20 protein-coding genes and 3 tRNA genes are annotated in these 22,837 nt (G+C 69.7%); 3 read left to right on the top strand and 20 right to left on the bottom strand.

The genetic code is table 11. From position 1 onward, the window contains the following. The first annotated feature begins 69 nt into the window (after positions 1-69). Positions 70-1,341, top strand: a complete 1,272-nt coding sequence (locus ACWA15_RS00920) for an Nramp family divalent metal transporter (RefSeq protein WP_464057367.1) — start codon at positions 70-72, stop codon at positions 1,339-1,341. Between the two features lie 158 nt (positions 1,342-1,499). Here ACWA15_RS00920 and ACWA15_RS00915 read toward each other — a convergent pair whose 3' ends face one another. The 7 genes from ACWA15_RS00915 to ACWA15_RS00885 form a co-directional block, all read right to left on the bottom strand. Beyond that, positions 1,500-1,877, bottom strand: coding sequence for an SHOCT domain-containing protein (locus ACWA15_RS00915; RefSeq protein ID WP_464057366.1), 378 nt, complete (start codon positions 1,875-1,877; stop codon positions 1,500-1,502). Between the two features lie 125 nt (positions 1,878-2,002). Continuing rightward, positions 2,003-3,577, bottom strand: a complete 1,575-nt coding sequence (locus ACWA15_RS00910) for a glycoside hydrolase family 43 protein (RefSeq protein WP_464057364.1) — start codon at positions 3,575-3,577, stop codon at positions 2,003-2,005. Continuing rightward, positions 3,570-4,250 (bottom strand): DUF624 domain-containing protein, encoded by a 681-nt coding sequence (locus tag ACWA15_RS00905; protein WP_464057362.1) that lies wholly within the window; start codon positions 4,248-4,250, stop codon positions 3,570-3,572. The genes ACWA15_RS00910 and ACWA15_RS00905 overlap by 8 nt, the downstream gene beginning before the upstream one ends. Further along, positions 4,247-6,610, bottom strand: a complete 2,364-nt coding sequence (locus ACWA15_RS00900; RefSeq protein WP_464059359.1) for a beta-xylosidase/alpha-l-arabinosidase — start codon at positions 6,608-6,610, stop codon at positions 4,247-4,249. The genes ACWA15_RS00905 and ACWA15_RS00900 overlap by 4 nt, the downstream gene beginning before the upstream one ends. A gap of 144 nt (positions 6,611-6,754) precedes the next feature. After that, positions 6,755-7,690: a carbohydrate ABC transporter permease gene (locus tag ACWA15_RS00895; protein ID WP_464057360.1), complete on the bottom strand. Its 936-nt coding sequence runs from the start codon at positions 7,688-7,690 to the stop codon at positions 6,755-6,757. Next, positions 7,687-8,754, bottom strand: a complete 1,068-nt coding sequence (locus ACWA15_RS00890; RefSeq protein WP_464057358.1) for an ABC transporter permease — start codon at positions 8,752-8,754, stop codon at positions 7,687-7,689. Before ACWA15_RS00890 ends, ACWA15_RS00895 begins: the two co-directional genes overlap by 4 nt. A gap of 65 nt (positions 8,755-8,819) precedes the next feature. Next, positions 8,820-10,496 carry an ABC transporter substrate-binding protein gene (locus ACWA15_RS00885; protein WP_464057356.1) on the bottom strand — a complete coding sequence of 559 codons (1,677 nt, stop codon included), beginning with the start codon at positions 10,494-10,496 and terminating at the stop codon, positions 8,820-8,822. A 332-nt stretch (positions 10,497-10,828) separates the two neighbouring features. On the opposite strand from ACWA15_RS00885, the gene ACWA15_RS00880 reads away from it, so the two are divergent. Further along, the gene (locus ACWA15_RS00880) at positions 10,829-11,845 is read left to right on the top strand and encodes a LacI family DNA-binding transcriptional regulator (protein WP_464057354.1); all 1,017 of its coding nucleotides are present in this window, start codon (positions 10,829-10,831) and stop codon (positions 11,843-11,845) included. A 56-nt stretch (positions 11,846-11,901) separates the two neighbouring features. Here the strand turns inward: ACWA15_RS00880 and ACWA15_RS00875 are convergent, their stop codons facing one another. The 4 genes from ACWA15_RS00875 to ACWA15_RS00860 all read right to left on the bottom strand — a co-directional run bounded on the left by ACWA15_RS00875 (position 11,902) and on the right by ACWA15_RS00860 (position 15,955). After that, complete coding sequence (locus ACWA15_RS00875) at positions 11,902-13,122, bottom strand: endo-1,4-beta-xylanase (protein WP_464057352.1); 1,221 nt, start codon at positions 13,120-13,122, stop codon at positions 11,902-11,904. Continuing rightward, entirely contained in the window at positions 13,119-14,255 is a 1,137-nt protein-coding gene (locus ACWA15_RS00870; RefSeq protein WP_464057350.1) for a Gfo/Idh/MocA family protein, read from the bottom strand. The genes ACWA15_RS00875 and ACWA15_RS00870 overlap by 4 nt, the downstream gene beginning before the upstream one ends. Beyond that, positions 14,237-14,929 carry a ThuA domain-containing protein gene (locus ACWA15_RS00865; protein WP_464057349.1) on the bottom strand — a complete coding sequence of 231 codons (693 nt, stop codon included), beginning with the start codon at positions 14,927-14,929 and terminating at the stop codon, positions 14,237-14,239. The genes ACWA15_RS00870 and ACWA15_RS00865 overlap by 19 nt, the downstream gene beginning before the upstream one ends. A gap of 75 nt (positions 14,930-15,004) precedes the next feature. Next, positions 15,005-15,955 (bottom strand): glycoside hydrolase family 43 protein, encoded by a 951-nt coding sequence (locus ACWA15_RS00860; RefSeq protein WP_464057347.1) that lies wholly within the window; start codon positions 15,953-15,955, stop codon positions 15,005-15,007. Between the two features lie 106 nt (positions 15,956-16,061). Here ACWA15_RS00860 and ACWA15_RS00855 point away from each other — a divergent pair, with 106 nt between their 5' ends. Beyond that, on the top strand, positions 16,062-17,057 hold the full coding sequence (locus tag ACWA15_RS00855; protein ID WP_464057345.1) for a LacI family DNA-binding transcriptional regulator: 996 nt from the start codon (positions 16,062-16,064) through the stop codon (positions 17,055-17,057). Positions 17,058-17,138: 81 nt separating this feature from the next. Here ACWA15_RS00855 and ACWA15_RS00850 read toward each other — a convergent pair. From ACWA15_RS00850 to ACWA15_RS00810, 9 genes are all read right to left on the bottom strand, one after another. Continuing rightward, positions 17,139-17,214: transfer RNA gene (locus ACWA15_RS00850), tRNA-Arg, on the bottom strand. 117 nt (positions 17,215-17,331) lie between these two features. After that, a complete protein-coding gene (locus ACWA15_RS00845; RefSeq protein ID WP_464057343.1) occupies positions 17,332-18,471 on the bottom strand; it encodes a uroporphyrinogen-III synthase in 1,140 nt (379 codons plus the stop codon). 240 nt (positions 18,472-18,711) lie between these two features. Beyond that, a tRNA-Ser gene (locus ACWA15_RS00840) sits at positions 18,712-18,800 on the bottom strand. A 114-nt stretch (positions 18,801-18,914) separates the two neighbouring features. Beyond that, the gene (locus ACWA15_RS00835; RefSeq protein WP_464057341.1) at positions 18,915-20,189 is read right to left on the bottom strand and encodes a threonine/serine exporter family protein; all 1,275 of its coding nucleotides are present in this window, start codon (positions 20,187-20,189) and stop codon (positions 18,915-18,917) included. 56 nt (positions 20,190-20,245) lie between these two features. Next, positions 20,246-21,064: a CAP domain-containing protein gene (locus tag ACWA15_RS00830; protein ID WP_464057339.1), complete on the bottom strand. Its 819-nt coding sequence runs from the start codon at positions 21,062-21,064 to the stop codon at positions 20,246-20,248. Between the two features lie 108 nt (positions 21,065-21,172). Further along, a tRNA-Ser gene (locus tag ACWA15_RS00825) sits at positions 21,173-21,259 on the bottom strand. A gap of 107 nt (positions 21,260-21,366) precedes the next feature. Then, the gene (locus ACWA15_RS00820; RefSeq protein ID WP_464057337.1) at positions 21,367-21,984 is read right to left on the bottom strand and encodes a GTP-binding protein; all 618 of its coding nucleotides are present in this window, start codon (positions 21,982-21,984) and stop codon (positions 21,367-21,369) included. Then, a complete protein-coding gene (locus tag ACWA15_RS00815; RefSeq protein ID WP_464057335.1) occupies positions 21,965-22,375 on the bottom strand; it encodes a DUF742 domain-containing protein in 411 nt (136 codons plus the stop codon). Before ACWA15_RS00815 ends, ACWA15_RS00820 begins: the two co-directional genes overlap by 20 nt. A gap of 11 nt (positions 22,376-22,386) precedes the next feature. Then, complete coding sequence (locus tag ACWA15_RS00810) at positions 22,387-22,836, bottom strand: roadblock/LC7 domain-containing protein (protein WP_464057333.1); 450 nt, start codon at positions 22,834-22,836, stop codon at positions 22,387-22,389. Position 22,837: the final 1 nt, after the last annotated feature.

Raw genomic sequence — 22,837 nt, 5'->3', positions numbered from 1 at the left:
CACTCACCTTGCTCAAGTTCATATGGCCGGGCAGAATAAGTTCGTGCACCCGAACTTTATGGTTTGGCGATGACTCCTTCGCCCAGGTCAACGTCCATCGCCCCGATCCCGCAGGCCGAGGCCCGACCGCGGCGACGCACGCTGCTGCGCCTGCTCGGCCCGGCCTTCGTCGCGGCGATCGCCTACGTCGACCCGGGGAACGTCGCCGCGAACATCTCCGCCGGCGCGCAGTTCGGGTATCTGCTCGTGTGGGTGCTGGTCCTGGCCAACCTCATGGCCGTGATCGTCCAGTACCTCTCGGCCAAGCTCGGCCTGGTGACCGGGAAGTCCCTGCCGGAGGCCCAGGCCGAGCGCATGGGGCGACGCGCCCGGCTGGCGTACTGGGGGCAGGCCGAGATCGTGGCGGCGGCGACCGACCTGGCCGAGGTGATCGGGGGGGCCATCGCGCTCAACCTGCTCTTCGGCCTGCCGCTGGTGCTCGGCGGGGTGATCACCGGGGTCATCTCGGTGCTCATCCTCTCCATCCAGCAGCGCCGGGGCCAACGGACGTTCGAGACCGTCATCACCTCGATGCTGGCGATCCTCGCGGTCGGGTTCTGCGCCGGGCTGCTCGTGTCACCGCCGTCGGCCGCGGACACGCTCTCCGGGCTGGTGCCGCGGTTCGAGGGCACGCCGTCGGTGCTCATCGCCGCGTCGATGCTCGGTGCGACGGTCATGCCGCACGCGATCTACCTGCACTCCTCCCTGGCCCGTGACCGCCACGGCCGCACCCACACGCCGTCGGGCCTGCGCCGGCTGCTCGTGGCGACCCGGTGGGACGTGGGGCTGGCGCTGCTGCTGGCCGGCACGGTGAACATCGCGATGCTGCTGCTCGCGGCCTCGACGCTGCAGGGCCGCACCGGCGTGGACACGATCGAGGGGGCGCAGGCCGCGATCAGCGACGCCCTCGGGCCCCTCGTCGGTGCCGCGTTCGCGATCGCCCTGCTCGCCTCGGGCCTGGCCTCGACGTCCGTGGGCTCCTACGCCGGGTCCGAGATCATGCAGGGCCTGCTCCGGATCCGGGTCCCGCTGCTCACCCGGCGCCTGGTCACCCTCATCCCGGCGCTGCTGCTGCTCATGACCGGGGTGTCCCCGACGTGGCTGCTCGTGCTGAGCCAGGTGGTCCTGAGCTTCGGCATCCCCTTCGCTCTCATCCCGCTCGTGCGGATCACCAGCGACAGGGCCGTCATGGGCGAGCACCGGAACGGCCTGGCGATGAGAGTCGCAGCGTGGACGGTGGCGGGGGCCATCGTCGCCCTCAACGTCACGCTCATCACGCTGACGGTGGGCGGGGCGGGATAGCACGGCGGAGTCTTCTCGGCAGACCCGTGCGGCCGAGCCCGAACGGCAGCCCCCCGCGCGCCCGCCCCGCCCCACCGGCCCGGGTGGGCAGTGGGACGGGGCAGTGGGACGGGGCGGTGAGGGACTGCGGCGCCGGGGACCGGCGCCTCAGGTGACGGTCAGGCGAGCGCCTTCGCCTTGAGGGTCTGGAACTCCTCCGTCGAGATGGCCCCCGAGTCCAGGAGCGTCTTGGCGGTGCTGATCTGGTCGGCCGGGGACTGGGCGCCCGCGACCTCCCGGATGTAGGTGTCGGCCTGCGACTTGGCCTCGGACGCGGCGGCGACCTGGCGCTCGGCCATGCTGCGGCCGCGGGCGATGATGTAGACGAGCGCGGTGAGGAACGGGAGGACGATGAGTCCGACCACCCAGAGCGCCTTGCCCCAGCCGCCCAGCTCCCGGTCGCGGAACAAGTCACCGAGGATCTGGAAGAGCACCATGAGGTAGGCGATGAAGAAGAACCAGTACACGAGGAGCCAGAAGTAATCCCAGAAGTCCATGATTCGTCCGTTCGCTAGAACAGTGCGCGCGCGGTCCGCGGAGCGCTGAAACCAGCATATTCACCATGATCACGGACCGCGCGGGCAGGACCGGGCAGGCCAGGGCAGGCCCGGGCAACGTGGACCTACCGGGTCTCGAGCCCCCGAGCACGCACGACCCCCTCACCCTCGGCGACAACTCCGCAGACAATGCCCACAAAGCCCCCCGAGCGGACGGCGCCCATCGCGTCCAGCGGCAGGTCCGCGACCGTCACGACGCCTCCGCCGGCGGGCTCCCAGACCGCGGTCGCCGTCAGGCCGGCGATCGTGAACGATGCGCGTCCCCGGGGTGGTCCGGGGACGACGGACTCGGCCAGCACGCGCTCACCGCCCGCGTCGCACAGCCGGGCCTGCACGAGCGTGTCGCCGCCCTGCCCGGTGGCGGTGACCGCCACCCACGCCGCACTGCTGTAGCGCAGCGCCAGGCCGGCCGCGCTCCCCTGCGGGACCTCGTCGAGGGTCACCGACATGGTGGCCGGGACGGTCGTCAGGCGGCGGCCCACGAAGGCGGGGGTCGGAGAGGTCAGCCCGTCGCCTGCAGCCACCGTGAGCCGCCCGTCCGGTCCCTCGACGGCGATCTCGTGCGGGTGGCGCCGTACCGCAAGCAGCTGTCCAGGCAGGGTGGCCCGTGGAGACGGGGCGGCCGGGATGTCGGGGCGCGGCGGCTCGGCGACGAGCGATCCGACGGCGGGGGCGAAGACGGGCCACTCGCCCTGCCACTCCACGGGGACGAGGAAGGTCTCGCGCCCGAGGACGTCCACCCCCCCCACCGGTCGCGTCGCCAGGGCGACCGCCCAGGTCGTGCCGTCAGGGGCGGTCACCAGGTCGGCGTGCCCGACGTTGATGACGTCGGAGCCGTGGCCGAGATGGCGGTGAGTCAGCACGGGGTTGGCGGGGTTCCCCACGAAGGGACCCGTCGGTGAGTCGGAGCGTGCCACGGACACTGCGTGGTGGAAGGCGGTGCCGCCCTCGGACGCGAGGAGGTAGATCGCGCCGCCGCGGCGGTAGAGGTGCGGCCCCTCGGCCCACACCGCTCCGCGCACGGCCCCGCTCCACACGACGTGCTCGTCACCGACCAGCTTGAGGGTTGCCGGATCGAGCTCCCTGACCCAGACCTCGGTCTGCTGGTCCCACTCCGGGACACGGGCGAGCCGCGTCCCGTGAGCCCAGATCCGTCCCTCGTCGAGGAACACCGAGGGGTCCATCCCGTCGTTGCCCCACCAGACGGGCTCGGACCACGGTCCAGCCGGGTCGTCGGCGGTGATGATGAAGTTCCCGCTCTGCCCCACCGGGCCACCGACCTGGGTGCACACCAGGAGAAAGCGACGACCGTCGTGCCTGATGGTGGGCGCGAACATGCCGCCCGAGTCGCCCACGCCGGAGAGGTCGAAGTCCCCCGGACGGTGGATCGCGGAGCCGACGAGCTCCCAGGTGACCAGGTCCCGCGAGCGGTGCACCGGGATCCCCGGGAGGTACTCGAAGGTCGAGGTCACGAGGTAGAACCAGGTCCCGTCGGCGCCGTCCACGCGGCACACCGAGGGGTCGGGGTTGAAGCCGGGGAGGATGGGGTTCGTCGCTCCGCTCCACGGCAGGGTCGGCTGCGCGACCCGTTGGGTGGCGTGGGTGGCATGGGTGGCCTCGATGGCCTGGGTGTCAGTCATGGGCGATGAACCTCTCGGTGATGTCGTGGACGAGCGGTCGCGTCACGAGCTCGAGCATGACGACGAAGGCCCAGACCAGCAGGAGCAGGGCGAGCTCGGATCCGAGATAGACGACGGCGGCGGCGACGATGAGCAGCGAGACGAACGCGAGCGTCACCCGCCACTGGGAGACGAGCTCGATCGCTCCGAGCCGTGCGGCGTCCCGGGTCCGGAAGGAGAAGAAGGCGCTGACCACCAGGACGTGCCCGCACCACAGCAGGAGCACCGCGGCGAGGACGAGGCTCACGCTCCGTGCGTTCACGACCCCGGCGATCGTGGCCGAGTGCGTGATGTTGACGGCGAGGACTCCCCCGACCAGGAGCGCCGGGGTCCACCACGTCAGCACGTCCCGGAGGTTGACCCGGTAGCCCTTCCAGAACGGCGCGAAGGCACCCGCGTCGGGATCGCGTGGCCAGGTCCGCACCGTGTACAGACCTGCGGCCAGCGCCGGCGCGACCGGGAGCTGGGCCAGGACGAACCAGGCCGCAGAGCCGGCGTCCTGGGGGATCAGCGTGACCGCGATGAGCGTCGGCGAGCACGCCAAGGCCAGGCACAGCCCGAGCGCGAGGTGGCGGTAGACCGCCTCGGTGAACCGGGTGAGCGGCCCCTCCCGCAGGGTCGCGGGTCCGGTCATGACGCCGGCACCGCCGCGACGGCGTCGGCGACGACCATCTCGGAGGAGGCGAGCAGATGCCGCTCGATGCCGACCGTCCGCAGGTCCCCGACGAGCCTCGCCGGGACGACCGCGTGCACCAGCGCACTCGAGTGCGCGACGCGGAGCTCGACGTCCCCGGGCTCCACGACGCGCGCGCCGGCGAGCCCCGCGAAGGAGCACAGGTCCGCGTGCAGCGAGAAGGAGACCGACGCCCTCGTTCCCGGGGCAAGAGCGACCCGCTGGAAGGCCACCAGACGTTGGTCGGGACGCGTCACCTGGGCGACCGGGTCGTGCAGGTAGATCTGGACGACGTCGGAGACGTCCCGCTCGCTCGTGTTCTCCAGCTCGACGCTGATCACGAGCTCCCCGTCGGTGTCCCACTCCGCCGCGCTGGACGACACCTCTCCCCAGGTCAGGTCGGCGTAGGAGAGTCCGTGGCCGAAGGGGTACAGCGCCGTGGGGTCGATGTTGGAGACTCCGTTGCGCTGCCCGAGCTTCGGTGCGAGGTAGGTCGAGGGCTGTGAGCCTGCGTCGCGGGGCACTCCGACCGGCAGGTGCCCGGAGGGGTTGACCTGCCCGGTGAGGACCTCGGCGATCGCGAGCCCGCCCTGCTGGCCGGGGAAGAACGTCTGCACGATCGCCCCCGCACCGTCCGCGACCTGCCCGAGCGCATAGGGGCGCCCCGCGAGCAGCAGCACGACGGTCGGGGTCCCGGTCGCCTGCACGGCGCGGATGAGCGCCTCCTGCTCCCCCGGCAGCTGGAGGTCGGCCGCGTCGCACCCCTCGCCCGAGGTCCCACGCCCGAACAGGCCGGCCTGGTCACCGACGACGACGACGGCGACGTCCGCAGACGCGGCTGCCGCCACCGCCTCCGCGAAGCCCTCCTGGCCGGGGGCCGACACGGCGCAGCCGACCGCGTGGGTGACCGCTCCGTCGTGCAGCGCCGTGAGCTGGTCGAGCACCGACGGGATCGTGATGCCCATCCCGCGCTCGGGATGGTGGACGCCGACGTGCGCGGGGAAGGAGTAGCAGCCGAGCATGGCATGGGGTTCGGCGGCGAGCGGACCCACCACCGCGACCCTCGCGCCGGCGCGCAGCGGGAGCGTCCCGCCGTCATTGGCCACGAGGACGACGGCCTCGCGGGCGATCTCCAGGGCGAGGTCGCGCTGCTCGGCCGTGTCGAGCGCAGGGACTCCGGGCATCTCCGGCGCGTAGCCGACGTCCAGGAGCCCCAGGTCGACCTTCTGCGCGAGGACCCGGAGGACTGCCCGGTCGACGACGTGCTCACCGACCCCGCCGGACCGCACCGCCTCGAGCAGCGGCTCCCCGAAGGCGTGGACGGAGGGCAGCTCGACGTCGATGCCGGCCGTCAGGGCCAGGGCCGCGGCCTCACCATCTGTCCCGGCGACCCCCTGCAGCGAGCGCAGGAAGGCGACGGCGAAGTAGTCCGCGACCACCACGCCGTCGAATCCCCACTCCTCGCGCAGGAGACCCGTGAGCAGGCGCTCGTCCGCCGCTGCGGGAACGCCGTCGACCTCCGCGTAGGAGTTCATCACCGAGCGCGCGCCCCCGTGGCGCAGCGCCGTCTCGAACGGCGGGTAGAACACGTCGGTCATCTCGCGCGGTCCGGCCGAGACCGGGGCGTGGTTGCGCGCTGCGCGCGACCCGGAGTAGCCCGCGAAGTGCTTCAGGGTCGCCACGAGACCGGTGCTCTCCAACCCCCTGACGTAGGAGGCCGCGAGGGAGGAGACGAGGTAGGGATCCTCACCGATGGTCTCCTCGACGCGTCCCCACCGGTAGTCGCGGACGACGTCGAGCACCGGGGCCAGGCCCTGGTGGACGCCGACGGCGCGCATCGACACCCCGATCTGGCTCGCCATCTCCTCGACGAGCTCGGGGTGGAAGGTGGCGCCCCACGAGAGCGGCACCGGGTAGGCGGTGGCCCCCCAGGCGGCGAAGCCCGCCAAGCACTCCTCGTGCACCTGGGCGGGGATCCCGAAGCGGTTGGCCGCCATGACGGCCCGCTGTGCGCGAGCCAGGGAGCGTGCACCCAGCTCGGGGTCGACGGGGGCTGTGCCGAACGGCCTGGTCAGCTGACCCAGCCCGTTGACGATGACGGCGTCGAAGGACGGGGCGTCCCGGCTCATGTCGCTCTGGTAGGGAGCCACGTCCCCTCCGGAGGCGTCTGCTCCGACCCACAGGCCGACCAGCTGGCTGACCTTCTCCTCCAGCGTCATCTCCGCAAGCAGTGCCGCTGCACGCTGCGCGGATGACCGCGAGGGATCCTGCCACGGCTCGAGGGGGGTCGAGTCTTCGTCGAACGAGGTGTACATGGTCATGAGCTCCATTGCCTTGACTGTGTCGCCGCGCCCCCGTGGGGCGCGGCGAGAAGAACGCCGCAGTGCGATCGATGCGATCGATGCGATCGATGCCGTGCGGTACGGGCTCGTGCTGACCAGAGCGGCCAGCACGAGCCCGGGGTGTCAGCCCTTGACCGAGCCGAGCATCACACCCGAGACGAAGTACCGCTGGACGAACGGGTAGACGCACACGATCGGGATGATCGTGAGGATCATGGTCACCGACTGGATGTTTGCCGAGATCGCCAGGGTGGTCGAGCCCGTCGCAGCGGCCCCCTCCGACGCCGACGCCGAGGCCCCGGCGATGAGGTTCCGCAGGAACAGCGTCACGGGGAACAGCTCCTGCTTGTCGAGGTAGAGGAAGGCTGAGAACCAGTCGTTCCAGAACCCCACCGAGTAGAAGAGCGTCATCGTGGCGAGCACCGCCTTGGACAGCGGCAGGGTGATCCGGGTGAAGATGCCCCACCATCCGAGCCCGTCGATCTGCGCGGCCTCCTCGAGCTCGCGGGGCATGTTCTCGAAGAACGACTTCATGACGAGGAGGTTGAACACCGAGATGGCACCCGGGATGACGACCGCCCACATGGTGTTCTTCATGCCCAGCGTGGAGATGAGGATGTAGTTCGGGATGATGCCACCGTTGAAGAACATCGTGAAGATGGCGATCCCGATCAGCGCGCCCCGCCCACGCAGGTGAGTCTTGGAGACCACGAACGCGAACATCGTCGTCAGGGTCATCGCGATGACGGTCCCGACGACGGTGTAGACCACCGTGTTGCGGTAGTTGATCCAGAACATCTCGTTCTGGGCGACCGCCTTGTACGTGTCGAGGTTGAATCCGACCGGCACCACGTTGACGAGCCCGGCCTTGATCGCCCCCGAGCTGGAGAACGACTGGGCCAGCACCGTCACGAAGGGGTAGAGCGTCACGATGCAGACCACGAACAGCAGGCTCGCGTTCACGATGGAGAAGGCGCGGTACCCCTTGGTGTCACGCGGCCCCACGGACTTGGGGGCACGCTCGACCACGAGTGGGATGTCAGCACGGGTCTCGGTCACCACAGGGAAGCTCCTAGCGCTCGCCGCGAGATGAAGTTCGCGGACATGACCATCGCGAAGCCGATGCAGGCCTGGAAGAGGCCGATCGCCGCCGCATAACTGAGGTTGTTCGACACCAGACCGACTCGGTACAGGTACGTCGAGATGACATCGGCCGTGGAGTAGGTCAGCGGGTTGTAGAGGAGGAGGACCTTCTCGAAACCGACGTTGAGGAAGGAGCCGATGTTGAGGATGAGGAGCGTGACCATCGTGGGCCGGATGCCCGGGAGCGTCACGTGCCACGTCTGCCGCAAGCGGCTGGCGCCGTCGATCCTGGCCGCCTCGTAGAGCGAGCTGTCGACGGTCGTGAGGGCCGCGAGATAGAGGATCGTGCCCCATCCGACGGTCTGCCAGACCTCGGAGCCGACGTAGACCACCCTGAACCACTCAGGACGCTGGAGGAACGGGATGGCCTCACCTCCGAAGGCCGTGATGAGCTGGTTGGCCGTCCCCTGGAGCGAGAGGAGCTGCATCACCATGCCCGCCACGATCACGATCGACAGGAAGTGCGGCAGGTACGAGATCGACTGGACGGCGCGCTTGAAGGTTCGCTTGCGCACCTCGTTGAGCATCAGCGCGAGCAGGATGGGCAACGGGAAGCAGACGAGCAGCGTGAGCCCGCCGATGATCACGGTGTTCGAGAACACGTGCCAGAACGTCGGGTCGTTGATGAACATCTCGACGTACCGGAGGCCCACCCACTCCTCCCCGAACATGCTTCCGCCGGGCCGGAACTTCCGGAAGGCGATGACGTTCCCGATCATCGGCAGGTAGCGGAAGACCAGCAGGAAGATCAGCGGCAGCACCGCCATGAGGTAGAGCACCCAGTCGCGGCGCAGCGACGCACGCCACGAGGTCTTGGGGGCTTTCCTTCCCCGACCCGTGCCCTGCTTCGTGCCCCCACTGCGGTCAGGGGGTGTCCTGACCGGGCCGTCGAGGTCCGTCGTGCGGTCGGCTTCTGCGACGCCTACCGGGGAGTCCCCTCCCCGCTGCGGCGTGACCAGCCGCTTCGGTGTGACTGACATGTCTCACTCCTTCGTGAGGTGAGGTGGGCCGGCTGCCCGCGGGCAGCCGGCCCACCTGGTCGAGTTCAGCCGGCGTTGTTCTCTTCGAAGCGCGTGCGGGCTCCGTTGACGAGGTCGGTGTACCCCGAGAGGTTCTGACCTTCGAGGTCGGCCACGAAGGCGTCCCACTCGCTGAGGTCACGCTCACCGAGGATGAACCTCAGGGTGTTCGTGTCCACCGTGTCCTTCAACGGCGTCGCCATCAGTGCGGCTCGCTCGAGCTCGTCCTCGCTGAGAGGAGCGGGCGGGAACGGGTCGCGCGGGGTCCGCGAGGAGAGCACCGTGTCGAGGTACTCGACGAACTGCGGGCTGTTGTACGACTCCTTGAGCTGACGGGACTCCGTCGAGTCGGCGAGCACGCTGTTGGAGAACCCGAGGTCCTTCTGGATGTCCGTCGGTGCACCCGGGTTGACGTTGTACGCCGCGAGAGAGTACTCGGGGTTCAGGGTGATCGTGCCGTCAGCGGCCTTGGTGTAGGTCTCTCCCTCAACGCCCCACCGCAGCATCTCGCGTGCTTCCGGGCTGTAGTAGAGCCAGTCGAGGAACTGAAGGATGGCGAGGAAGTTCGGGTCGTCCTTCGCCTCCGTCGTGAGCATGAAGCCGTTCCAGAAGTTGCGCGGCTCGACGATCTGGCCCGCCTCCCCGCCCGGCGGGGCGATCTGGACGAGCTCGTAGTTGCCCGCTCCGACGGTCACGTCGAGCGCGGTGGCGAACTCCTGGACGGTGCCCGCCGCGCCAGAGGCTGCGACGACCTTCCCGGAGGCGAACTTCTCCACCACGGTTCCGCCGCCGTCGTTCGCTGCGGTGAACGACTCGGTGTCGAGCAGACCGTCCTCGGCGAGGCCGTGGAAGTACTCGACCATGGCCTTGTACCCCTCGGTCGTGGGCGCGTACTCGAACTCACCCGTGGCCTCGTCGGGGAACATGCCGTTGCCGAAGCCCCAGCCGCCCACCGTGCCGAAAGAGTGCGCGGCGTAGTTGATCATCGACTGCCCCTCGAACCCGTCCGCGAGCGGCAGGCTCTCCGGGTACTTCTCCTTGACCTTCTCCAGTCCCTCGCGCAGCTCCTCCCACGTCTCGGGGATCGGGGCGCCCACCTCGTCGAAGATGTCCTTGCGCAGGATGAGGGTGAAGACCGGGACCGAGACCTCCTGCAGGCCCGGCATCATGTAGTACTTACCGTCCTCCTGGCGCAGGTTGTCGAGCATGCCTCCCAGGTCCCACTCCTCCACGTACTTCTGGAAGTTGGGCATGTACTGCTCGTAGTCGCTCATCGGGAGCACCGCGCCAGAGGCGGCGTACTGCACCTCGTCGCCCTGGTAGACCAGGGGGATCACGTAGGGCGCGTCGCCGGCGCTGATGAGGAGGCTGCGCTTCTCGAGCGCATCGCTGAAGGGGATGTTCGTGAGCTCGAGCGAGACGTTCGTGCGCTCCTTGATCTCGTCGAAGACCATCCAGGAGTCCTTGATGCCCATCTCCGGCCAGTCGGTCCAGAGCAGCGAGACGTCCAGGGGTTCGGTCGCGGTGAACTGCTGGTCGGCGGCGTAGTTCTCCATCGCGCCGGCAGAGTTGATGTCGTCAGAGCCGTCGGACCCCGAGCTGTCGCCGCCACCGCAGGCCGTCATGCCCAGCACCGCGAATGTGACCGCGACGGCCGTCGCACGGGTCCTGCGACGCGTGAATGATGCTCCAGTGTGTGCCATGTCCTACGTTCCTCCCCATTGAGTCGGCGGGCCGAGTGCGGTGCGCATCGCCCGTCCGGTAGTCAAGCGCTCGTCCGCGTGTCAGCGGACCCCGATCGATCCCCGAGCTCCTTCGCTCCAGGTCCCACCAGATCGTGCTCTCGATCTGTATCGCTGCAGTTTCGATACTTTCAGGAGGCTAGGCTGCCGCGCGTGCCCTCGTCAAGTGGTCAAGGTCACTTTTGTCTAACGATCGACTAGCGAGTTGCGGGTGAACGATTCCGCACTCGGTGACCCGGCCTGCCATACTGGGTTCCGACACTTTCGACGCCACCACTCAAAAGGACTGCGCCATGACCACCCCCCGTGCGACCATCGCGGACATCGCGCTCGAGGTGGGGGTCTCCGTCCCCACCGTGAGCAAGGTTCTCAACGGTCGGACCGACGTCGCGGCGGCCACTCGCACGCGGGTCGAAGCGGCGCTCGCCAGCCACAACTACCGCAAGCCGACGTCAGGGCTGAACCGGACCGCACGCCTCCTGGAGCTCGTGATCCACCAGGCGGACAACGCCTGGGCCCAGGAGATCATCAAGGGGGTCGAACGCGTCTGCGGTCCGGCGCGGGTGGGGGTGGTCCTGTCAGAGCTGGGGGGGTCGCACCGCCCGACTCAGGAGTGGATCGACGATGTCATGGCGCGCCGGCCGATCGGGGTCCTGCTCGTCCTCTCGGGCCTCGACGAGATGCAGCAGCACCAGCTGAACTCCCGGTCGATCCCCTACGTCGTCGTCGACACCCAGGGCGAGCCCCCGCCCGGTGTCCCCACGGTCGGCTCGAACAACTGGAACGGTGGCCTCGCCGCGACGCGTCACCTCATCTCGCTGGGGCACACGAGGATCGCAGTCATCTCCGGTCCCAGCAACGTGCTGTGCAGCCGTGCGCGGGTCGACGGCTACCGCAGCGCCCACGACGAGGCCGGGCTCGTGCGAGACGTGACGCTCGTGAAGTGGGGCACCTTCGATGCCGAGGCCGGCTATGAGCACGGACTGACGCTCCTGGGCAGAACTGACCGCCCGACCGCCATCTTCGCCGGGTCCGACTACCAGGCGCTCGGCGTCCTGCGCGCCGCCCGTGAGCTCGGCCTCCGAGTCCCCCAGGACCTCTCCATCGTCGGCTACGACAACCTCCCCCTCACCCAGTGGATCGACCCGCCCATCACCACCGTGAACCAGCCGCTCGCCGAGATGGCCAGCCTGGCCGCCCGCATGCTCATCACCCTCGCCGACGGTGAGGAGCTCACGTCCTCCCGGGTGGAGCTCGTCACGGAGCTCGTGGTCAGGCAGTCGACCGCTCCGCCCCCGGCGAACCCCTAGGCACGAGACGGCGACGGCGCCCCCGGAGGGAGCGCCGTCGTCGCGGCTGGGCGCCGTCACCTCGCAATGGTGGCCACCTTCTGCGCCGGGCCCCGTGGCAGGTCCACGACCACGGTCCTCTCGCCCGACCGCAGCTCGTAGGCGCCCGCGAAGCCGGTGATCGGCAGGTGTCCGTCCCGGTCGGTGCGGAGCTGCGTCTCGGGCAGCCACCACTCGCCCCGGACGAGGTCTCGGAGCGCGTGGTAGCTCGGCTTCGCCGACCCGTCGGCGCGGACCAGTCCCGCTGGAGCGCCCAGCCAGGCACCTGCGTCGCCCATGCCCCAGTAGGTCACCGACTCCACAGCCGGATGCTCCACGAGCGTGCGGTAGTGCCGCACGATCTCGTCCGCCTGTCGCACCTCACCCTCGGGCGTCGACGGCCAGTGGGCGGGTTGGAAGTCGTTGAGGTCCTCGACATGCGCCGGCATGAGGTCGCCCGACACGAGCGTCGTCTCGGTCCAGTGCAGCGGCAGTCCGAACCGCGCGAAACGATCGCAGATCTCATGGATCTGCTCCTCCCCCCGGTATCCCTGGTGCATGTGCGACTGCAACCCGATCGCGTCGATGGCGATACCCGCGTCGAGGACCTGGGAGATCAGCGTCTCGTACTCGGGGCCGAGGTCGAAGTCGTTGAGGACCAGCGTCGGGCGGGTCCGCTGGCTCCGCGCCTCCTCCACAGCGAGCCGCACCATCTCGACGCGCCCCTTGTCCGCGCAGATCCGCGAGATGGCGTTGGGCACGCCGTCGGGGTCGTTGGTGAAGCGGGGCATGATGACGACCTCGTTGATGACGTCCCACGTGTCGACCAGGCCCGCGAAGTCCGCCACCTCACGGCGCACGCGATGGCGGAGGTGCTGCTCGGCGACCTCCACCGGGAGCCGGTCGACCCAGGGAGCGCTGACGGTGTGCCAGACCAGGGGATGCCCCTTGACCCGCACCCCACGACCCGCGTGCCAGCGCGCCTCGCGCTCGAGGCGCTCCCGAGCGGTGTGGCCCTGCTCGGGCTCGTACCGTCCCCAGTAGAAGGCCAGGGTCGCGGTGTCGAAGAGGTCCAGCCACAGACGCTTCACGTCCTCGGGCTCGCGCTCGAGGTCCATGCTCGCGCATCCGAACTCGAAGGCGTGCGCCACCTGGCGCACGGTGACGTCCACCTCCCGCAACGGCTCACCCTGGTCGTCGACGAGCTGGACCCGTGCATCCGTGCGCCTGTGCCCGTAGGGGTCGACGACCGCGCTCACGCGACTCCCCTCCACACCTTCGAGGCGGTGAGCGGCACGAGCGGCGGGATCACCGGGCGTGAGGCGACCGGGAGGCGGGTCCCGGCCTCGGCGGACTCGAGGAGCCTGGTCATGACCTCGAGCACGTGCAGGGCGACCGCCCCGCTCGCCCGGTTGGTGGCCTCCGGGAGTGCGGCACCCACCATGTCCAGCAGACCGACCCCGCGGGCGGCGTCGACATAGCCGGCCGTGGGGTCCAGGACACGCCACTCGGTGCTGCCGGTCCCCCAGTGCTCGACGTCACCGCTGAAGGCGTTGGGATCGGGGACGATCAGCGATCCCTCCTCGCCGTGGACCTCGATCGGGCGGGCGGCGGTCCGCATCCCGTCGAAGCTCACCGTGACCGTCGACAGCGCTCCGCTCTCGTGCTCGAGCACGCCGGCGACATGGGTGGCGACCTCGACCGGCACCGTCTCCCCGGACCGCGGGCCGGATCCGATGACCCGGGAGTCCCGTGAGCGGCTGGCCGCACCCGAGACCGCCACGACAGGTCCGAGGAGCTGGACCAGCGACGTGAGGTAGTAGGGCCCCATGTCCAGGAGGGGGCCGCCGCCGTCCCGGTAGTAGAAGTCCGGGTGGGGGTGCCAGCCTTCGTGGCCTGGTGAGATCCAGGTGGCGACGGCAGAGGTCGGTCGACCGATCATCCCCGCGTCCACCGCGGCGCGAGCCGTCTGGATCCCTGTGCCCAGCGCGGTGTCGGGGGCACACCCGAGCAGCACACCGGCCGAGCGAGCCGCGTCGAGCAGCCCCTGAGCCCCCGGGAGGGTCGCGGTCAGCGGCTTCTCCCCGTAGACGTTCTTGCCCTGGGCGACGGCCGCCATCGCGACCTCCTCGTGCGCCAGCGGCACCGTGAGGTTGAGGACGGTCTCGACTCCCTCGTGCGCCATGAGGGCGTCGACGTCGAGGACCGACGTCCCCGGGTGCGCGTCCGCGACGGCGCGGGCCCGGTCACGGTCGAGGTCCGCGACTCCGACCAGGTTGATCCGGGGGTGTCGTGCCAGCGTCTCCAGGTAGATCCCGGAGATCACCCCGACGCCGACGATGCCGATCCCGTGCCGGCCTTCCGAGGCCGAGCTCACGCGCGTGTCGCCCATAGCATTCCCCTCTCCACAACGGTTCGTACGTCATCGTGCTCGAGAACCTCCACGGAGTGGCCGGGTGTCACCACGACGATGCGGCCCCCTCCCCAGAGTCGGGTCCAGATCGCCGGCGACGTCACCGGCCGGTGCCAGGGGTGCCAGGGCTGCATGGGATGGGTGGTCGTGGCGAGCACGTCGATGAGGTCGTCGTGCAGCACCCAGTACTGCTCGGACTCGAGCTGGAAGTCCTCGATGCCGGCCGTGATCGGGTGCTCACGCCCCAGCTCGGTGATCTCCACCGTGTACGGGAGATAGTTGTCGGTCTCCTCGCCGTGGCGCAGGGACGGCTCCTTGCCGGGATGCGTGGCGAACTGACCTCCCACCAGCTGGAGGTAGTCCGAGCTGGCTCGATAGGAGTCGGCGATGCCGCCGTGCCATCCGACGAGCCCGGTCCCGGCCTCGACCGCGGCGCGCAGTCCGAGGAATGCCTCGTGGCTGATCTCCGACATCGTCACGGACTGGACGATCAGGTCGACCTGGGCCATGCGCTCGGGGTCGGCATAGACGTCGTTGGACTCGCTGATCTGGACGTCGTATCCCTGGTCACGCAGGTAGGGGATGAAGAGTTCGGTCGCTTCGACGGGATGGTGTCCTTCCCACCCACCGCGAACGACCAGTGCGTGCTTCATGGCTGCTCCTTCTCACTCTGTCTGGTTCGGGCCCGCGGTCGCGGGAGAGACGTGCGGTGCGGTACACAGTCGGGCTCAGAGCGCGTTCAGCCGCTCCCACTCGTCGCCCTGCAGGGGCAGCACGACGCCGTGCTTGGTGTTCTCCGGCATCTGGAAGTCGCTGTCCGGAACGGGTGCCCAGCTGCCCGAGGACAAGCTGGTCGTGGTCAGCGCGTGGTAGCCCTGAGGCATCTCACCGTACTGATCAACCCAGAGGTACCACCGTTCGCCGTCGTTGCTGGGGAAGACGAGCGGACCTTCGAGGCTGGCGCCGAAGTGCTGGCCGATCGTGCCGGCGAGCGTCACGAAGTCGTCGGCGAAGAACGACGAGCCCACCTGGTGGAAGACCTGCTGGGAGCCCGGAGCCGCGTCGTCCTGCTTGGCGAACCGGTGCACCCTGCCGTCCTCGGACGCCGTTCTCATGTCGATGACGCCCCCCGGCAGCTCGAGGTAGGTCTCCGCCGCACCGAACGTCCTGAAGTCCCGGGTCCTCGCAACCAGGAGGCGCGCCAGGACGTCCCCCTCGTGGAGCGGATCGTCGTGGTCGTAGAGGGCCGAGGCGAAGTGCACCAGGTAGTCACCGGAGTCCTCGTCGTAGACCGCCTCCGGCGCCCAGGCCATCCCGGCGTTCTCCGGGGCCACCGGCACCAGGCGCGGGGCCGACCAGGTCACGAGGTCCGGGGAGTCCCAGACCACGAGGGACCGGCTGCCGCGGCGCCGGAACTCCTCCCAGTCAGGCCCGTCGGCCCGCCACACCCGCAGATCGGTCGCGGTGAGGTGGAATCCCCCGTCATGGCGACGGACGAGGTGCGGATCTCTGACGCCGGTCGTGCCCAGGCGCGAGGACAGGATCGGCTCCCCCTGGTTGAGCCGGCGCCACCGCAGGGCATCGTCGCCGCGGCTCAGCGAGAAGAAGATCTGCTCTCCGTGCCCGACGTGGTCTTCCACGAAGTGCACCAGCAGGTAGCCAAATGGGGCGGCTCGCATCGGTGTGACTCCCTTGTCTAACGATAGACTGCATCTTGTCAGCAGTCCCATCCCGCGTCAAGGCGATCGCACCCACGGGTCTGCCACACTATGGACGGAGGTGGTCATGGTCACGATGACCGATGTCGCCCGCGCTGCGGGTGTCACCACGATGACGGTGTCGCACATCCTCAACGGGCGACCCCGCGCGTCGGCGGAGACCCAGGCTCGGGTGCACGCGGCCGTCGCCGAGCTCGGCTACGAGATCAACCTCCGCGCACGGCACCTACGCGCCGGCCGCACCGACACCGTGGCCCTGATCGTGCCGTCCTTCCACGACTACTACGGCGCCGTCGCCGACCGCATCGCCGTGCTGCTCGAGACGACAGGACGCCACCTCGTCCTCGAGCGCACCGGGGCCAGCATCGAGACCGAGCAGGCTGCACTCTCCCTGGCGCGCCTCCAGCTGTACGACGGCGTCCTGCTGTCTCCCCTCGACCTCACCCCGGCCGACCTCCTGCAGATCCAGCCGCGCGTCCCGCTCGTCCTGCTCGGTGAGCGCGAGATGCCCGCCGCGCTCGATCACATCAGCCTCGCCAACGAAGAAGGTGCACGGCTCGCGACCGCGCACATGATCGCGCGCGGCGCGCGGCAGGTGGCTGTGATCGGCGGGTCGCACGACTCCGAGCGGGAGATGGCCACGGCACGACGCCGAGGGTGGGAGACGGCGCACCGCGAGGCCGGCCTCTCCGCTGATCCCCGCCTGGTCGTCCCGCTCCAGACGTACAGCATGAGCGAAGCCCGAGCCGCCACGCACCTGCTCCTGGAGCACGGGCCTGACATCGACGCCATCTTCGCCGTGACCGACGCCGCAGCGCTGGGCGCGATGTCCGCGCTGCACGACGCCAACCTCCGCATCCCGGAGGACGTGCGGGTGGCGGGCTTCGACAACCTCGACGTGTCCAACTTCGTCTGTCCCGGCCTCACGACGGTGGACCCCAACCACGACGCGGTGGCCACGCATGCCGTCCGGCTCCTCGAGCGGCGCATGTCCGGAGAGAGCACCGAGGCCGAGCACATCGTCGTCCCCGTGACGCTCGTCGAGCGCGGGTCAACCCGCTGAGGGTCCCGGGCAGCCGGGTGCCCACGCATCCGCGAACGACGAACGGCTCCACCCCCATGGGGTGAAGCCGTCAGTCAAACATGGTGCGCCCGAAGGGATTCGAACCCCTAACCTTCTGATCCGTAGTCAGATGCTCTATCCGTTGAGCTACGGGCGCTTGTCGTGCTGTGAACCGTTCAGAACTCTACAGTGCACTTTCCGAGATCCCAAACCGGCGGTCCCGTGATCCGTGCCACGCCGCCCCGGCGGGCCCTGGGCGCCGCGCCGGCGCCGCTCACACGTCCAGCCGGTACCCCCGCTTGACGACCGTGGCGACCAGACCCGGGACGCCCAGGGCCTGGCGCAGCCGGCTGAGCGAGACCTCCATCGCGTGGTCGTCCTGCGGGCCGGCGAAGGACCGGCTGGTCAGCGCCCGGGTGAGCTCCTCCCGGGTGACGACCGCGCCCTTGGCCGCCACGAGGCAGCGCAGGATCGTCAGGGCGGATGGCGGCAGCTGGCGCCGCTCCCCGCCCACCTCCACGACCGACCCGCGCAGGGCGAGGGGCCCGTGCCGGGTCTCGATCCTCTCGACGCCGGCATCCTCGAGGTGCTCGCACACGAGCCGGATGAGCGCCCCCATCCGGAAGCGCTCCGGCTGGATCGGCTCGATGCCCACCGCGAGCAGCGGCGCGGCGGTCACCGGGCCCACGGCCGCCGCGCGGACGCCGGTCCGCAGGGCCGTCACGACCTGGGAGTAGAACCCCATGCCCTCGGCAGCGACGAAGAGCGCGTCGACGGCCGGGGCGCTGGTGAAGGTCACGCAGTCGAGCTGCTGCGTGCAGATGGCCTCGACGAGGCGCTGGACGCGCTCGTCGGTGTCGTCGATCGCGGTCCACCGGTAGGGAGCAACCGTGATCACCCGACGATGCACCGCCCGCATGCGGTCGAGCTGCGTCTCGTCGGTGTAGCCGTGCACCTGGATGCCGACGGTCAGCCCTGGCGGGTAGTCGGCGAGCAGCTTGTCGACGAGCGACGCGGTCGTCTCGGAGTCGCTCATGCCGCTGTCGTTGAGTCCGGCCGCCCGGATTCCCCCGCGGGCCTTGGGCCCGCGCACGAGGACGTCGGTGCTCGCGAGCGCATCGAGGAGGCCGGGGCCCAGCCCGGCGGCGTCGGCCACCTCGAACCAGCGACGGATCCCGTAGCCGGTCGTGGCGAGCAGCACGTCGGGGACCGCGGCGATCATCGCGCGGGTGTCCTCCAGCAGGGGCCCCTCCTGCTGGGCGTGGGAGATGCGCAAGGTCGGCGCGTGCATGACCTTCGCCCCGCGCCGCTCGAAGGCGTCGATCAGGTCGCTCGACCGGCGGTCGCTCGTGACCCCGATGCGGAAGCCTTCGAGCTGGTCGCCGCGGAACCCCGGCCCTGCGGTGTCCGTCATGGAAGTACTCCTGATGCTGGTGGGTCGGATGCGTGAACGATGCGCGCACCACCTCCAGGGGCAGCGTCCCTGCGAGCGTAGCGCCCACCGGTTGCTGCCGGATTTCTGCTGTGTGTCACAGGCAAGACAAGGATCTCACAGCCCTCCGGAGGCACCGTGAGGGGACGGAGCGCAGACCAGCCCGGGACGTCGCCGGGAATGACAGAAGGCCCCGGTCGCGGACCAGGGCCTTCTGTGAAGCGGAGACGGAGGGATTCGAACCCTCGGACAGGTTTCCCCGTCACCACCTTAGCAGGGTGGCGCACTAGACCGGGCTATGCGACGTCTCCTCACCGGGACGAACCCGGCGCTGCTCCCCGCGTCAGAAGTCATCGTCTGCGGGCTGTGCAAGGGTACCTGCAAGGCGCGGCGTGGAGCAAAACGTTCCGCCCGGCGGCGTGGCGTCAGCGCCCCACCGCCTTCCAGGTTCCGTCGGTCACCGTCCGGGCGATGGTCAGTCCGATCGCCAGGGCGATGACGACGAACGCCGCCTGGACGCCGTAGGCGAGCGCGTCCACGGTCTGGCCGTCGTTGAGGTAGTACACCGCCCGGTAGGCGGCCGCTCCCGGCACCATGATGACTACGGCCGGCACCGACAGCGTGATCCGCGGGGCCTTCATCCGCGGGGCGACGAGGTTGGCGAGGATGCCGACGACGAGGCCGGCTGCGCAGGCCGCGGCCTGCACCACGACCCCGGCGTCGATCATCTCGAGCCGGATGACGTTGGCGATCATCCCGATGCCCGCGGCGGCGAGGGCGACCCGCCAGCGGCTGTTGAACATGAGCGCAAAGCCCAGCACCCCGAAGGCGCTCGCCACGAGCCGCAGCACGAAGGCCAGGGCGGGCGAGAGGGCGAGCGGATCCGCCGGGTCCGGGGTGAGGCCCATGACGGCGGAGACCGCCCAGACGCTCATCGCCGCGGAGGTCATGATCATCAGGGCGTAGGTCAGCCGGGACACCCCGGCCGAGAAGTCGAGACGGGACAGGTCGAGCGCCGCGGTGAGCAGCGGGAACCCCGGTACCAGGAAGAGCACGGCCGAGATGTAGCCGCTCTCGTGAATGGAGTCGACCACGCCGACCTCGAAGAGGAGGTTGACGATCCCGAGGTAGACGACGCTCGCCACGGCCGCGGAGACCATGGTCACGCCGAGCTGGTTGAAGCCGCGGTGCATCATCACCCGGCGGCTCGCCTGGCCGAGGCCGGCGCCGAAGAACACGACGAGGACCTCGATCGGCCCGCCGTTGTTGAGGAAGGCGAAGGCTGCACACGCGACCGCGGCGAACACCGCGTTGGCCCAGGTCCGGTAGAGCAGCGGTTGGCGTTCGATCGCGTCGAGGCGTTCCCCGACCTCGCGCTGAGACACCCCGGGGGCGAGGGACCCGCACAGCGCCTCCAGGACGGCGATGCGGTGCGCGTTGACCCCGATGCTCCGGCTCTGCGCCACCTCGGTGCGGAAGGTCTCCCCGCGGCGCGCCGTCGCGGTGATCTCGTTGACCGTCACCTGCGCGTCGACCGAGTCGACCCCCAGCGCGTGCGCAACCTGCTCCATGGCGATCTTGACCCGATAGCTCCCGCTCCCGGCGCCGAGCAGCAGGATGCCCACCCGCAGGATGATGCCGGACTCCCGGACCAGGGTGACCGGTTCCAGGTCGTCGGGTCGGGACAAAGGTCGTGTCATCTGTTCATCATGGCCTCTGGATCGTCACGGGTGCAGGACAAGGGTCCCATCTCGGGTCAGTACCCGGCGAACACCTGGGTGGCCCAGGCGGTGCCGGCCCCGTCGACGACGTAGCCGATGCCGACCTGGGTGAAGCTCGACCGCAGGATGTTGTCTCGGTGGAGCGGACTGTTCATCCAGCTGGTGTGGATGGTCGCGGCGTTGTCCGGGTGACCGCCCGCGTAGGCGACATTCTCACCCCAGGTCGTCCAGCCGCCCGGGATCTGGCCCTCGACGCCCGGGTTGTGCGCCATGACGCCGGTGGCCGACATCGAGGCGCTCCAGGTCGTCGCGGTCGCCTCGAGGGCGGAGCTGTAGGCCAACGGGGTGAGTCCGGCCGAGGCGCGCGCGGAGTTGAGCGACGCAAACAGGGCCTGCGCTCCGCCGGTCGCCGGAGACGCCGACCCCTGGGCGGCAGGTGCGGCGGGAGCGGCGACGACGGGCTGGGGTGCGGGGATGGGAGGCGCTGCGGGCTGGGCCGGCGCCACCGCCTGAGGCGGGGCTGCCACGGGCTGGGCGACGGGGGCGGGCGCAGCCGCCGGCTCCAGCTCCGGCTCCGGAGCGGCTTCCGTCGCCTCGGGGCTGGGCGCGAGCGTCGCGGGCGGGGCAGCTTCTGAGCTGGGTACCGCCGTCGGGCTGGGCGAGGGGCGGGGGGACGCCGTGGAGGTGGCAGCCGCGTCAGGAGCCGCGTCGCCCTCCCCCGCGCAACCGGTCACCAGGAACAGGCCCACGGCCAGCAGCGCACCGACGGCGAGCGGACGCAACGCCGTCACCCGCACTGCCCTGCGCGGACCCGTGTGCTGCGATCTCGGTGCGGACGGTCGCTGCACGGTCATGGTGGTCCTCACTGCAGTCCTCTCGGTGGCCCTCGGGCGTGTCCGCAGGTTCCGAGCACAGAGATGGCCTGCGAACGGACCTCTTGCGTTCACAGGCCATTCTTGGAGCGGAGGCGGAGGGATTTGAACCCACGGTTGGCTCTCACCAACTCCAGTTTTCAAGACTGGTGCAATCGGCCGCTCTGCCACGCCTCCCCAGCAGATCACCGCGCCGCAACGTGATGATCGCCGTGCCTATCATTCCACGACCCCACACAGGACCGAACCACCCGGTTCCCCGGGTGGTCCGGTCCGCCCGGCGATCAGGCCGCGCGGAGCTGCTGCATGGCGTGCTGCACGAGCGCGATGAGCGACTGCTTCGTCGCAGCGCGGGACCGTGCGTCTGTGTAGAGCATCGGCACGTGAGCGGGGATCTGCAGTGCCTCACGCACGTCTTCGAGGCGGTGCTTGGCGACGCCGTCGAAGCAGTTGACACCCACGACGAAGGGGATGCCTCGAGACTCGAAGTAGTCGACCGCGGGGAAGCACTGCTCGAGGCGGTCGGTGTCCACGAGCACGACCGCGCCGATCGCGCCGCGCACGAGGTCGTCCCACATGAAGAGGAAGCGGTCCTGACCGGGGGTGCCGAACAGGTAGAGCCACAACGATCCGGGGAGCTCGATGCGACCGAAGTCCATCGCGACGGTCGTCGTCGTCTTGCGATCGGTCACGCCGCCGGCGTCGTCGACCCCGAGCGAGTGCTCGGTCATCGCGGCCTCGGTGTTCAGCGGCTCGATGTCGGAGATCGAGCCGATGAAGGTGGTCTTGCCGACGGCAAAGCCACCCGCGACGACGATCTTGACGACGGTAGGTGCCCCAGCGGGCTTGGTGGGGGCGGGGGCGGCAGCGGCTGCCGTTCCGCTAGAGGGCGGAAATACCATTGAGAACACTCTCCAACACACTCAGGGACAGGGCCGGGTTCTGGCCGTGGCCGGTGTGGACATTGACGGGCGTCGACGTGTGGATGGTGAGGTAGCCATCATCCGCGAGGTCGGCAATGAGGATGCGCACGACGCCGAGCGGCATCCGCAGGAGCGCGGAGACCTCGGCGATCGATACATAGTTCACGGCGGCGTGGGTGAGGATCGCCCGCTTCTCAGGTGGCAGACCGCGACTGTCCACAGCTCCGGGCATCCCCTCGATGAGGGTCTCCAACGGCAGGTTGGAGGTCGCCGAGCGGACACGACCACCGGTCACCGCATAGGGCCGCACCGTCGCGGCCTCGAAGTTCTCGCCATCCGCGGAATGCGAGGTGGACCTGGAGTTCATCATTGTGACCTACCTCATCCGATCGGCGTGCGGGTGGCCCCGTCAACTGGGAGCTGACCGCGCATCTCGGTGATGAGCTGGGGAGTCAACGTCGCCTCGGTGCGCGAGACGAGCATGGCCATCTCATAACCGATCAGGCCGACGTCGCAGGTGGAATCTGCGACCGCCGCGAGCACCGAACCGTTGGAGACGTTCATGAGGAAGAGGAACCCGTTGTCCATCTCGATGATGGCCTGGCGGACCGCACCCCCGTTGAGCTGGCGCGAAGCACCACGGGTCAGGCTGGACATGCCGGCCACGATCGCTGCGAGCTGGTCACCGCTCGTCCGGTCCAGCTGGTCGGACATGGCCATGAGCAGGCCGTCCGCAGACACGACGAGCGTGTGACGGGTGCCAGGGACTGTCCTGACGAAGTTGTCCAGCAACCAACCGAAGTTCGTCGCCTCAGTGCTGAGAGCGCTCACG

It is taken from the genome of Sanguibacter sp. TS_SC_8 (assembly GCF_055361235.1).
This window is presented reverse-complemented; position numbering and strand designations above follow the sequence as displayed.

Excerpts from the sequence above, each read along its gene's own strand:
- ACWA15_RS00815 (WP_464057335.1), bottom strand. The coding sequence starts at position 22,375 with ATGATGAACTCCAGGTCCACCTCGCATTCCGCGGATGGCGAGAACTTC.
- ACWA15_RS00870 (WP_464057350.1), bottom strand. The coding sequence starts at position 14,255 with ATGGGCGACACGCGCGTGAGCTCGGCCTCGGAAGGCCGGCACGGGATC.
- ACWA15_RS00845 (WP_464057343.1), bottom strand. The coding sequence starts at position 18,471 with ATGACGGACACCGCAGGGCCGGGGTTCCGCGGCGACCAGCTCGAAGGC.
- ACWA15_RS00905 (WP_464057362.1), bottom strand. The coding sequence starts at position 4,250 with ATGACCGGACCCGCGACCCTGCGGGAGGGGCCGCTCACCCGGTTCACC.
- ACWA15_RS00865 (WP_464057349.1), bottom strand. The coding sequence starts at position 14,929 with ATGAAGCACGCACTGGTCGTTCGCGGTGGGTGGGAAGGACACCATCCC.
- ACWA15_RS00915 (WP_464057366.1), bottom strand. The coding sequence starts at position 1,877 with ATGGACTTCTGGGATTACTTCTGGCTCCTCGTGTACTGGTTCTTCTTC.
- ACWA15_RS00855 (WP_464057345.1), top strand. The coding sequence starts at position 16,062 with ATGGTCACGATGACCGATGTCGCCCGCGCTGCGGGTGTCACCACGATG.
- ACWA15_RS00885 (WP_464057356.1), bottom strand. The coding sequence starts at position 10,496 with ATGGCACACACTGGAGCATCATTCACGCGTCGCAGGACCCGTGCGACG.
- ACWA15_RS00820 (WP_464057337.1), bottom strand. The coding sequence starts at position 21,984 with ATGGTATTTCCGCCCTCTAGCGGAACGGCAGCCGCTGCCGCCCCCGCC.
- ACWA15_RS00880 (WP_464057354.1), top strand. The coding sequence starts at position 10,829 with ATGACCACCCCCCGTGCGACCATCGCGGACATCGCGCTCGAGGTGGGG.
- ACWA15_RS00900 (WP_464059359.1), bottom strand. The coding sequence starts at position 6,610 with ATGACCATGTACACCTCGTTCGACGAAGACTCGACCCCCCTCGAGCCG.
- ACWA15_RS00890 (WP_464057358.1), bottom strand. The coding sequence starts at position 8,754 with ATGTCAGTCACACCGAAGCGGCTGGTCACGCCGCAGCGGGGAGGGGAC.
- ACWA15_RS00920 (WP_464057367.1), top strand. The coding sequence starts at position 70 with ATGACTCCTTCGCCCAGGTCAACGTCCATCGCCCCGATCCCGCAGGCC.
- ACWA15_RS00835 (WP_464057341.1), bottom strand. The coding sequence starts at position 20,189 with ATGACACGACCTTTGTCCCGACCCGACGACCTGGAACCGGTCACCCTG.
- ACWA15_RS00910 (WP_464057364.1), bottom strand. The coding sequence starts at position 3,577 with ATGACTGACACCCAGGCCATCGAGGCCACCCATGCCACCCACGCCACC.
- ACWA15_RS00860 (WP_464057347.1), bottom strand. The coding sequence starts at position 15,955 with ATGCGAGCCGCCCCATTTGGCTACCTGCTGGTGCACTTCGTGGAAGAC.
- ACWA15_RS00830 (WP_464057339.1), bottom strand. The coding sequence starts at position 21,064 with ATGACCGTGCAGCGACCGTCCGCACCGAGATCGCAGCACACGGGTCCG.